Here is a 9,840-nt window from a genome sequence, read left to right on the forward strand (position 1 = left end):
ACCGCGAAACCCTTGCCGCTCTCGCCGGCGCGGGCGGCCTCGACCCCGGCGTTCAGGGCCAGCAGATTGGTCTGGAAGGCGATCTCGTCGATCACGCTGATGATGTTGGTGATTTCCTGCGACGAGCGTTCGATGGCGGTCATGGCCGCGACCGTCTGCTCGACCACCTCGCTCGAGCGCTCGGCGTCGTTGCGCGTGCGCGCCACCACGTCCGCGGCGCGCTTGGCGCCCGAGGCCGTCTGGCCCACCGTGGCGGTGATGTCGTCCATGGTCGAGGCGGTTTCCTGCAGGCTGGCGGCCTGACGTTCGGTGCGGCGCGCCAGGGATTGGACGGCGTCGGCGATCTGGTCGGAGCCCGCGCGAACCCCGTCGACCCGGCCTTCGATCACCGTCAGGGTGTCGGCCAGGCGGTCGGCGGCGGTGTTGTAGTCCGAGCGCAGAGCCTCGTAGGCCTCGGCGAATTTCGTATGCAGCCGCGCGGTCAGGTCGCCGCGCGCGAGATGCGAGAGGGCCTGACCCAAGGCGGCGATGGCCGCGTCGCGTTGCGCTTCGGCCTGCTTGTGCGCCTCCGCGTGGCTGAGGCGGCTCTCCTCTTCGGAGCGGCGGGCGCCCTCGGCGGCGTCCTGGGCGGCGCGCGCCTCGTCGAGGGCCTCCTTGGCCTTGGCGCGCTCGCCGCCGGCCACGGCGAACATGTGGTTCACGCTGGCGCTGACGGCGATCAGGGCGCCGGCTTCGACGATCAGGATCACCGCGTGGACGATCACGCGGCCCAGGCTGGCCGAACCGGGGAACACCGCCTGCGGCAGGAGATAGGTCAGGCCCAGGTGATGCACGGCGACGGTCGCGGCGGCGGCGGCGATCACCACCCCGTCGCAATAGACGACCAGCAGGGCCAGGGCGGCGAAATAGGCCATGTGCATGTCGGTTTGCCAGGCGTGACCGCTCATCGCCGCGACCAGCAGCGAGACCTGCGCCATCAGGGCCACCCCCACCAGCGCGCGGCCGGCCGAGCCCCTGCCCTTGCGCCAGGCCAGGGTCGCGCCGCCGGCGGTCATGATCGCCGCCACGGCCACCGCCAACACAGGCCCATGCACCGACAGGCGCGCGCCCAGCACCACGGGAACCATCGCCCAGGCCAACACCGCGATCAGCTTGCCGCCGACCTCGCGTTGCGCCTCCAGATTGGAAAAGACCAGCTTGAAGGGAGCTTTCATGGATTGGCTTCCGAAGAGATCGGGCGGGCGCACATCCCAGCCAGGGCCGGATCGAGCAGGAGAAGGGCGCCGGCCTCGCGCGCTCGGGCGGCGAGCCGGGCGGGATCGCCGCGCAGGATGACGATGAACGGCGCCCCGCCGGCGCCGGCGATATCGCCGGCCTCGCCCGCCGCGCCGAAGACCCGCGCCGTCGACCACCAGGGCGGGAACACCGCCGCGAGGCGATCCGGCGTCCGCGGCTGGGCCTCCACCGCCACGGCCGCGAAGAGGCTCAGAAGCACCCCGGCGACGCCCAGGGCGATCGAACCGGCGGCCGAGAACCGGCGCCCTTGCTCAACGGGCTCTGTCATCGGGGCCGAAATCAAGGCGGACACGCTCCTTAGCGCTGCGGACGGACAGGTCCGGACACGCAGGTCACGATTGCCCGGGCGTTGGTTGGCTAAGCCTTAACTTTAACGCCATGGCGACGCTTGGTCGCAGGCGCCTGGCCCCATTATGCGTAGGCATAGGGTCCGCCGCGCTCCAGGGCGCGCTGATAGGCGGGGCGCGCGTGGATCTTTTCGAGGAACGCCTTCACGTGCGGACGGCTGGCCGCGCCGGCCCGCTCGGCCCCGGCCTCCAGCGGGAAGCTCATGGCGATGTCGGCGGCGGTGAAGTCCTGGCCGGCGAACCACGGCGACTTGGAAAGCTCCGCCTCCCAGTAGTCGATATGAGTCTTCAGCTGCGGATCGACGAAGCCGGCCTGGGCCTTGGCGGCGACCGCGCGGACAATGGGCTTCATCAGCCCCGGCGCGCGGTTGGGCAGGGCCGAGAACACCAGCTTCAGCAAAAGCGGCGTCATGGCCGAGCCCTCGGCGTAGTGAAGCCAATAGGTATAGCGCAGGCGCTCGGGCGTCCCCGGGGCGGGAATGAGCTTTCCGCCCCCATGGACCCCGACGAGATACTCGATGATCGCGCCCGTCTCGGCGATGACCGTATCGCCGTCGGTGATCACCGGCGACTTGCCCAGCGGGTGGATCTTCTTCAGCTCCGGCGGGGCCAGCATGGTCTTCGCGTCGCGCTCGTAGCGCTTGACCTCGTAGGAAACGCCCAGCTCCTCGAGCAGCCACAGCACCCGCTGGCTACGAGAATTGTTCAGGTGATGGACGACGATCATGCAGCGCTTCTCCCCTCGCTATGCCTAAGAAATGACCAGCCGTTCAACGTTCGGCAAGGTTTGCCAAGTCTTGTGTCGCCCCAGTAGAGTTTGGGGGACTGGGATGGCCGGAGCGTTCAAGCGGCTTTCGCTTGCCGGAAAGCTTATGGCGGCGGGCGGGACGGCCTTGGGCGCCCTGCTGATCGCAGCCTCGCTCTTGATCAGCGTCAGCAGCGGCCAGGCCGTCCGCGGCCTCGCCGAACGCTACGCCGCCAGCATGACGGCCGAGACGGCCATGGGCGTCAAGAACGACCTGGACGACGCCGACGCCGTGGTGCGCGCCGCCGCCGGCATGTTCTCGGCCTCGTACGCCTCGGGCCAGCGCGACCGCGCCGCCTACATGGCCCAGTTGAAGCCGATCTCGGCCGCCTCCAAGGCGATGCTGGGCGGCTGGCTGATGTTCGAGCCGAACGCCCTGGGCGACGACGCCGCCTTCGCCGGCCGCGCCGAGCTGGGCTCGACCCCGTCTGGCCGCTTCATCGGCTACTGGGTCCGCGACGGCGAAACCCTCACCGCCGAACAGGGCGAGGACGCCGAGTTCGGCCAAGAGTTCTTCACCAAGAGCTTCCAGAGCGGCCGCCCGGCGATCCTGGAGCCCTATTCCGACAACGTGGCCGACGGCGGCCAGCAGAAGCAGGTCCTGATGACCTCGATCACCTATCCGGTGATCACGGGCGGCAGGACCGTCGGCGTGATGGGCGCGGACCTCGCGCTGAACGACATCGCCGCTCGCCTCAACGCCATGAAGCCGTTCGACGACGGCCGCGCCATGCTGATCTCGCCCGGCGGCCTGTGGGTCTCGCACCCCGACACGGCCCTGCGCATGAAGGCCTATGCCGATCCTGGCCTCGACGTGGTCAAGCAGGCCATGGCCGACGGCAAGCCGGCCCTGATCGACGGCGTCAAGTTGAACGGCCGCAAGGCCCAGCGCCTGGTCGCGCCGGTGCGCCTGGCCTCGGGGGCGACCTGGGCCGTGGTGGCCGACGTCAGCGAGGACGCCCTGCTCGCTCCGGCCCGCCGCCTGGCCCTGGGCCTCGCCGTCGGCGGCCTCGTCCTGCTGCTGGCCTCTCTGGCCGTGCTGGCCGTCGCCTCGCGCCGGCTGATCGCCCGTCCGCTGCTAACCCTGCGCGAGACGGTGAAGGGCCTGGCCGAGCACCGCTACGACCTGCCCGTGGCCGAGACCGGCCGCGCCGACGAGATCGGCTCGATCGCCCGGGCCCTCGAAACCCTGCGCAGCGAGCTGGCCCGCGCCCAGGCCCTGCGTGACGAGCAGGACGCCCTGCGCCGCGCGGCCGACGCCGACCGCGACCGCGCCGCCGCCCTGTCCCTCTCGATCGACGAGCAGACCGGCGTGGTCCGCGAGGTCGGCGCCGCCCTGGCCGCCGTGGCCGAGGGCGACCTGTCGCGCCGCATCGCCGGCCCGTTCGCCGAGGTCTACGAACCGCTGCGCCAGGACTTCAACAAGGCCGTCGCCAGCCTGGAGCAGGCGATCGGCGAGATCGCCGAGGCCGCCGACGCGATCGGCCAGGCCAGCGACACCCTCTCCAACGCCTCGGGCGAACTGGCGCGGCGGACCGAGCGCCAGGCTCAGGGCCTTGAGCGCGCGGCTGGCTCGCTGAACGCGGTCACCGGCGCCATGGGCGAGGTCGCCGGCGGCGCCGACGAGACCCGCCGTCTGGTCGCCTCGGCCCGCGCCGAGGCCGACGACGGGGGCGCCGTGGTCACCGAGGCCGCCCAGACCATGGGCGAGATCGACGCCTCCTCGCGCCGCATCGGCGACATCGTCGGCCTGATCGATGAGATCGCCTTCCAGACCAACCTGCTGGCCCTGAACGCCGGGGTCGAGGCCGCCCGGGCGGGCGAGGCTGGGCGCGGCTTCGCGGTCGTGGCGCAAGAGGTGCGGGCCCTGGCCCAGCGCTCGGCGGACTCGGCCAGGCAGATCAAGAGCCTGATCACCCAGTCGGGCGCCAGCGTCGAGGCGGGCGTGGCCCTGGTCGAGAAGACCGGCGCGGCCCTGCACGGCGTGGCGGGCCAGATGGCCGGCATCGACTCGGCCGCCACCCGCATCGCCGCCTCCGTGCGCGAGCAGGCCCAGGACCTGTCGACCGTCAACGCCGAGGTCGCCGAGATCGAGCGCTTCACCCAGCAGAACCTGGCCATGGTCGAAAGCGCCCGCGCCGCCGACCAGGCCCTGGCCAACCAGGGCGCGCGGCTGATGGATCTGGTCGGGCGGTTCCGGCTGGGTCGTTCGAGCCTGCGGCGGGCGGCTTAGGGACCTTATGTGATCGCCAAAAACGCCTTGTCATCCCGGGCGGCGAAGCCGACCCGGGACCCAGGGGCCAAGCGCAGTGAGGCCGCCCCTGGGTCCCGGCTCTCCGCTACGCTAAGGCCGGGATGACACTGCTTTTTTGGGCCTTACGCTTCTCTCCAAACCCAGTGGTCTTTCCCGCTGCAAACCCCCATCATCCGCCCATGATCGTCGCCATCCTCCAGGCCCGCATGAGCTCCACCCGGTTGCCGGGAAAGGTGCTGATGCCGCTCGTGCGCCAGCCGATGATCGTGCGGCAGATCGAGCGCGTCGCCCGCTCCCGCAAGATCGACAAGCTGGTCGTCGCGACCTCCGAGAACCGCGAGGACGACGCCATCGAGAAGGCCGTGCTGCGCGAGGGGATCCCGGTGTTTCGCGGCTCGCTCTACGATGTCCAGGAGCGGTTCCTCGGCGCGCTGGACGCCCATCCGGCCGAGCATCTGGTCCGCCTGACCGCCGACTGCCCGCTGGCCGATCCGGACCTGATCGACGCCACGATCGAGCTCTGCCTTTCCAGCGGCGCCGACTACGCCAACAATGTCGCCGAGGGTCGGGCCTGGCCCAAGGGCACCGACGTCGAGGTCATGCGGGCCTCGGCCCTGCGCGAGGCGGCCAAGGTCGCCAGCCCCGAGGCGCGCGAACACGTCACCTGGGACCTGCGCACCCAGCCCGAGCGCTGGCGGCAGGTGTTCCTGGCCTGCCACCCCGACCAGGGCGCGGTGCGGTGGACGGTCGATCGCCCCGACGACTACGCCTTCGTCGCCACGGTCTATGACGCCCTCTATCCGAAGAACCGCGCCTTCACCTCCGACGACGTGCGGGCCTTCGTCCGCGACCGGCCGGACCTGCAAGACTACGGGGGCGACCGGCGGGTATGAGCCGGATCCTGTTCGTCTGCGCGGCGGGCCCGAGCATCGGCGGCGGCCATGTGATGCGGTCCCTGACCCTGGCCCGGGCGCTGGCGCAAGCGGGCGCGACCTGCGCGTTCCTGGCCAGTCCCGAGGTCGCCGCGATCCTGGACGCCTTCGCGCCGGACATGGCGCGAGCCGAAAGCGACCAAGGCGTCGACGCGATCGTCTTCGATCACTATGGCCTGGGCGCCGACGACCACCGCGCCCTGGCCAAGGGCCGCCCGGCGCTGGCGATCGACGATCTGGCCGACCGACCGCTGGCCGTCGACCTGGTGCTGGACTCCGGCCCCGCGCGAAAGGCGGAGGACTATGCCGGATTGCTCCCGCCAGCCGCCCGCCTGCTGCTGGGCCCGGCCTACGCGCCGGTGCGCCCGACCTTCGCCGCCCTCCGCGCCAAGGCCCTGGCGCGTCGGGCCGAGCGCGCGCCCGTCCGGCGCATCCTGGTGTCGCTGGGCCTGACCGACGTCGGCGCCATCACCGAGCGCGTGGTCGGGCTGCTGCGGCCTCTGATCGGAGACGCGGCGCTGGACGTCGTGGTCGGCGGCGGCGCGCCCAGCCTGCCGGCCCTGCGCGCGCTCGCCCAGCAGGACGCGCGCCTGATCCTTCACATCGACGCCCAGGACATGCCGCGCCTGACGCTGGAGGCCGACCTCGCGATCGGGGCCGGCGGCTCGACCACCTGGGAGCGCTGCGTGCTGGCCCTGCCGACTCTGGCCCTGATCCTGGCCGAAAACCAGGCCCCCGCCGCCCGCGCCCTGGAGGCGGCCGACGTCGCGCCTTGCCTGGACGTCGCCGCGCCGGACTTCGAGACCGCCTTCGCACGGGAGATTTCGGGCCTGCTGGACAACGCCGACCGCCGCGCGGCGCTGTCGGCCGCCAGCGCCCAGGTCTGCGACGGCTTGGGGGCCGAGCGGGCGGCGGCGGCTTTTCTGGAAACGATCGCGGCCCCGCCCTCCTAGCCCACCATCGACCAATCCAGCGGCTCGCCGCGCGCGATGTCGCGCGTCGCGGGGCGCCCCAGCACCTTGTCGAGGTCGCCGGGCGGCAGGCCGGAGCCAGGGCGGACCGAGCGGATGTTGGCGCGGCTCAGGGGCTCGCCGGCCTTGACGTCGGCGGTGACATAGAGCGAGCGGCGGAACTGCAGGTTGGCGCGCTCGGCGCCCAGGACGTCGTAGTGGGCGACGCCCAGGGCGGCCCAGGCGTTCTTGGTGTCGTCGACCAGGGCCTTGAACTCGGCCGGCTCCAGGCTGAAGGCCGCGTCAGGTCCGCCGTCGGCGCGGGCCAGGGTGAAGTGCTTCTCGACGCAGCAGGCGCCCAGGGTCACCGCGGCCACCGAGGCGGCCGTTCCCGGCGTGTGGTCCGACAGGCCGATCGGGCAGCCGAAGCGGGCGGCCATGTCCGGCACGGTCCGCACGTTGGCGTCGGCGAAGGTCGCTGGATAGCTCGACACGCAGTGCAGCAGCAGCACCCCCGCCGCCCCGGCGGCCAGGGCCGTGTCGCGGGCGGTCTTCATTTCCTCCAGGTTCGCCATGCCGGTCGAGATGATTAGCGGCTTGCCCTTGGAGGCGGCGTACTTGATCAGCGGCAGATCGACGGCCTCGAACGAGGCGATCTTGAAGGCCGGCGCGCCGAGGTCGTCCAAGAGGTCGACGGCGGTCTCGTCGAACGGGCTGGAGAAGATCGTCACGCCGCGCTTCTTGGCGCGCTCGAAGATGGCCGCGTGCCACTCGAACGGCGTCTGGGCTTCCTGATAGAGCTCATACAGGCTGCGCCCGTCCCATAGGCCGCCGCGGATCTTGAACTCGGGCCGGTCGACGTCGAGGGTGATGGTGTCGGCGGTGTAGGTCTGGATCTTGATCGCGTCGCAGCCGGTGTCCGCCGCCGCGTCGACCATCTCCAGGCACCGATCGAGGCTGCCGTTGTGGTTGCCCGACAGCTCGCAGATCACATAGGGCGGATAGTCGGCGCCGATGCGGCGGCCGGCGATCTCGATGAAGGGGGCGGACATGGGCGCACTCGCGTTTATCCGCCCATGTTAACCTTGAAATCGTAGACGAGACGTCAACCCAAATACAATCTATAGGAAATTTTTTGGCGAATGCGCGTGAAGCGAGAGGAACTCATTGTCGAAAGCCGAAAAGCTTTTGCTGGCGATGATGCGCAATCCCGCGGGCGATTGGCGTATTTCCGACGTCGAAGTCGTTTGCAAGCGCTATGGCCTGACCTGTCAGCCGCCCACCGGCGGCGGGTCGCACTACCGGGTGTCCCACCCGAAACTCTTTGAAATTCTTACCATTCCAGCGCGACGCCCGATCAAGCCGATATACATAAAGCAGCTTGCGGCCTATATTGATCGTGCGGTGAGGCCAGCCAATGATCCGTAGACTTAACTACAGTGTCGTTCTGAGAACGCTGTCGGACGAAGATGGCGGCGGCTATCTGGCCACCGTTCCAGATCTGCCTGGCTGCATGTCTGACGGCGCGACCGAGGCAGAGGTTCTCAAGAACATTGAGGACGCGATTGCCCAATGGATCGATCACGCGCTGTCCGAGGGCCGGAAGATTCCGGAGCCTGACAAGCACTATCGGTACGGCACTTAACAGCCCCGTCTGCTTTAAGAAGAACCCTATTCCAGGTGTGGCTCATAGTCCGAGAGCGGCGGCCGGCGGCTGCGACGCTCTTCGTACTCGCGCTTGCCGACAAGGGCGGAAACCCCGGCCAGGGCGGCGAAGATCGCGATCAGCGCCAAGCCCAGCTTGACATCGCCGATCCAGAAATTGGCCACCCCCGCGAACAGGACGACCAGACCCACGCCCAGCATGACTCCGAGCTTCATGAGTTTTTCCTCCGGTGGCTTTTGTCGCCACTGGTTGGAAGTCCACACCAAAACCGGGGTTATGTCTACGCACCTTCACCGTGACATGACACCGCGAGCCCGCGGAAATCTGGCGCGCGAGCGGAATCGAGCCTAGATATCCGCCATGTCCAGCACCGCTCCCCGCCAAACCCGCTGCCTGATCATCGGATCGGGTCCCGCCGGCTACACCGCCGCCATCTACGCCGCGCGCGCCCTGCTGAAGCCGGTGCTGATCGCCGGCATCCAGCCCGGCGGCCAGCTGACCATCACGACCGACGTCGAGAACTATCCGGGCTTCGCCGACGTGATCCAGGGTCCGTGGTTGATGGACCAGATGCGCGCCCAGGCCGAGCATGTCGGGACCGAGCTGGTCAACGACATCGTCACCAGCGTCGACCTTTCCCAGCGCCCGTTCACGGTCAAGACCGACAGCGGCCAGGACTGGATCGCCGAGACGATCATCATCGCCACCGGCGCCCAGGCCAAGTGGCTGGGCCTGGAAAGCGAGAGCAAGTTCCAGGGCTTTGGCGTCAGCGCCTGCGCCACCTGCGACGGCTTCTTCTATCGCAACAAGGAAGTGGTCGTGGTTGGCGGCGGCAACACGGCCGTCGAAGAGGCTCTCTTCCTGACCAGCTTCGCCAGCAAGGTGACCCTGGTCCACCGCAAGGACGAGCTGCGCGCCGAGAAGATCCTGCAGGAGCGCCTGCTGGCCCATCCGAAGATCGAGGTGGTCTGGGACAGCGTCATCGACGAGGTGACGGGCGAGACCGACCCCATGGGGGTGACGGGCGTCCGCCTGAAGAACGTCAAGACCGGCGCGACCACGGACCTGGCCTGCGACGGCGTCTTCATCGCCATCGGCCACGCGCCTTCGTCGGAGCTGTTCGCCGGCCAGCTGGAGACCGGTCCGGGCGGTTATCTGAAGGTCAAGCCGGGCACGGCCTCGACCGCGATCAAGGGCGTCTACGCCGCCGGCGACGTCACCGACGATGTCTACCGCCAGGCCGTCACCGCCGCCGGCATGGGCTGCATGGCCGCCCTGGAAGCCGTCCGCTTCCTGGCCGAGGAAGACCACAAGAAGGCCCACCACCCGATCAGCCACGTCGAGGCGAATAAGATCGGGGTTTGGTGAGGGCGCTTTAGTTCCTCCCCCGCGATGCGGGGGAGGTGGCCCAGAGGGACGGAGGGGGCTCGCGCGGCATAGGTCTAGCTTGCCCCCTCAGTCGCTCCGCGACAGCTCCCCCGCATCGCGGGGGAGCATCTCGAAGATCAATTCAACGGATTCAGCAAACTCGGCGGCCGGGGCTTGGGCCTGGGCGGCGGAGGCGGCGGCGCGGGGGGCGCCGTGACGGCG

Annotated in this window: 11 protein-coding genes; 6 read left to right on the forward strand and 5 right to left on the reverse strand. The window is 69.8% G+C overall.

Annotated elements, in window-relative coordinates; all coding sequences use genetic code 11:
• From AX690_RS19685 to AX690_RS19695, 3 genes are all read right to left on the reverse strand, one after another.
• A partial coding sequence (locus tag AX690_RS19685; RefSeq protein WP_066730528.1) for a methyl-accepting chemotaxis protein occupies positions 1–1,214 on the reverse strand: 1,214 nt, incomplete at its 3' end.
• A complete protein-coding gene (locus tag AX690_RS19690) occupies positions 1,211–1,564 on the reverse strand; it encodes a hypothetical protein (RefSeq protein ID WP_197426921.1) in 354 nt (117 codons plus the stop codon). The genes AX690_RS19685 and AX690_RS19690, both read right to left, overlap by 4 nt.
• A 143-nt stretch (positions 1,565–1,707) precedes the next feature.
• Positions 1,708–2,370, reverse strand: coding sequence for a glutathione S-transferase family protein (locus tag AX690_RS19695; protein WP_066680882.1), 663 nt, complete (start codon positions 2,368–2,370; stop codon positions 1,708–1,710).
• Positions 2,371–2,473: 103 nt separating this feature from the next.
• On the opposite strand from AX690_RS19695, the gene AX690_RS19700 reads away from it, so the two are divergent.
• From AX690_RS19700 to pseG, 3 genes are all read left to right on the forward strand, one after another.
• Positions 2,474–4,681 (forward strand): methyl-accepting chemotaxis protein, encoded by a 2,208-nt coding sequence (locus AX690_RS19700; RefSeq protein WP_066680880.1) that lies wholly within the window; start codon positions 2,474–2,476, stop codon positions 4,679–4,681.
• A 200-nt stretch (positions 4,682–4,881) separates the two neighbouring features.
• A complete protein-coding gene (locus AX690_RS19705) occupies positions 4,882–5,595 on the forward strand; it encodes a cytidylyltransferase domain-containing protein (protein ID WP_066680878.1) in 714 nt (237 codons plus the stop codon).
• Entirely contained in the window at positions 5,592–6,587 is a 996-nt protein-coding gene (pseG, locus tag AX690_RS19710; RefSeq protein ID WP_066680876.1) for a UDP-2,4-diacetamido-2,4,6-trideoxy-beta-L-altropyranose hydrolase, read from the forward strand. The genes AX690_RS19705 and pseG overlap by 4 nt, the downstream gene beginning before the upstream one ends.
• Here the strand turns inward: pseG and pseI are convergent.
• A complete protein-coding gene (gene pseI, locus AX690_RS19715; RefSeq protein WP_066680872.1) occupies positions 6,584–7,636 on the reverse strand; it encodes a pseudaminic acid synthase in 1,053 nt (350 codons plus the stop codon). The genes pseG and pseI overlap by 4 nt on opposite strands.
• A gap of 115 nt (positions 7,637–7,751) precedes the next feature.
• Between pseI and AX690_RS22470 the strand changes: the two genes are divergently transcribed.
• Together AX690_RS22470 and AX690_RS19720 are read left to right on the forward strand one after the other, a co-directional pair.
• Positions 7,752–8,012 carry a hypothetical protein gene (locus AX690_RS22470; RefSeq protein ID WP_082769764.1) on the forward strand — a complete coding sequence of 87 codons (261 nt, stop codon included), beginning with the start codon at positions 7,752–7,754 and terminating at the stop codon, positions 8,010–8,012.
• The gene (locus AX690_RS19720; RefSeq protein ID WP_066680870.1) at positions 8,002–8,229 is read left to right on the forward strand and encodes a type II toxin-antitoxin system HicB family antitoxin; all 228 of its coding nucleotides are present in this window, start codon (positions 8,002–8,004) and stop codon (positions 8,227–8,229) included. Before AX690_RS22470 ends, AX690_RS19720 begins: the two co-directional genes overlap by 11 nt.
• 26 nt (positions 8,230–8,255) lie before the next feature.
• On the opposite strand, the gene AX690_RS19725 is transcribed toward AX690_RS19720, so the two are convergent.
• A complete protein-coding gene (locus AX690_RS19725) occupies positions 8,256–8,465 on the reverse strand; it encodes a hypothetical protein (protein WP_066680869.1) in 210 nt (69 codons plus the stop codon).
• Positions 8,466–8,610: 145 nt separating this feature from the next.
• On the opposite strand from AX690_RS19725, the gene trxB reads away from it, so the two are divergent.
• Positions 8,611–9,618, forward strand: a complete 1,008-nt coding sequence (trxB, locus tag AX690_RS19730; RefSeq protein WP_066680867.1) for a thioredoxin-disulfide reductase — start codon at positions 8,611–8,613, stop codon at positions 9,616–9,618.
• Positions 9,619–9,840: the final 222 nt, after the last annotated feature.

The sequence above is a fragment of the Caulobacter sp. CCH9-E1 genome (assembly GCF_001556515.1).
In the GTDB taxonomy this organism is placed as follows: Bacteria; Pseudomonadota; Alphaproteobacteria; order Caulobacterales; family Caulobacteraceae; genus Caulobacter.